Here is a 738-nt window from a genome sequence, read left to right on the forward strand (position 1 = left end):
GCTGGCCATCAGCACGCCGAACCACCACTTCATGTCGACCACGCCCGGCGCCCAGGCGAAGCGCAGCACCGGCGCCGTCAGGTAGGTGTCGAGCCAGCGGGCGCCCAGCACCTTGGGCAGGTCCTGCATCATCCCGGACAGCCAGGCGTCGCAGTGGCGCACGCAGTGCTGCGGCAGCCGCCGCTGGGCGAAGTCGCCCAGGGCGGCGACCTTGCCGTACCAGCCCGGCACGGTGTCGCCGGACGTGTTCAGGGCTTCGGGCAACGCGCTCATCGTCGGTCTCTCCTGGTGCGCCTCACAGCCCGCCGGGGCAGCGGAACTCGTTGAGCTCCGGCAGCCGGAACGGGTTGCGGACGCTGCTGGCGGTGACCTCGAAGACCGCCTTGCGGCCCTCGATCTCGAAGGTGGCCTTGAATCGCTCGGGCGCGGCGGTCTTCTCGATCTTGACCCGGTCGAACAGGCGGAACAGCGCCCACGGGCCGTCGTTGACCATGCCGGACGAGCCGCTCGTGCTGGCCGGGCTCAGCTGCACCCGCACCTGCGAGCTGCCGCGCGGCCCCGGCCACTGCACCGAGGTCGGGATCTGCGGGCCGTGGCTGTAGCGCACGATCTGGCCGTCGACGTCGAGGATGAACTGCTGGATCGAGGTGTCCATCTCGATCGGCTTGAAGTCCAGCCGCAGGGACGGCGTGTTGCTGCCCGGGAAGAAGGTCTCCTTGATCGCCTGCGCGCGCTGGA

Annotated in this window: 2 protein-coding genes; both read right to left on the bottom strand. The window is 70.2% G+C overall.

Annotated elements, in window-relative coordinates; translation table 11 throughout:
* Positions 1–273: type VI secretion system-associated protein TagF (gene tagF / locus FUT87_RS26555; RefSeq protein ID WP_147242924.1), on the bottom strand; the 273-nt coding region annotated here is incomplete at its 3' end.
* 22 nt (positions 274–295) lie between these two features.
* On the bottom strand, positions 296–738 hold a 443-nt coding region (locus FUT87_RS26560; protein WP_310735332.1), incomplete at its 5' end, for a type VI secretion IcmF C-terminal domain-containing protein.

It is taken from the genome of Mitsuaria sp. TWR114, from assembly GCF_007997345.1.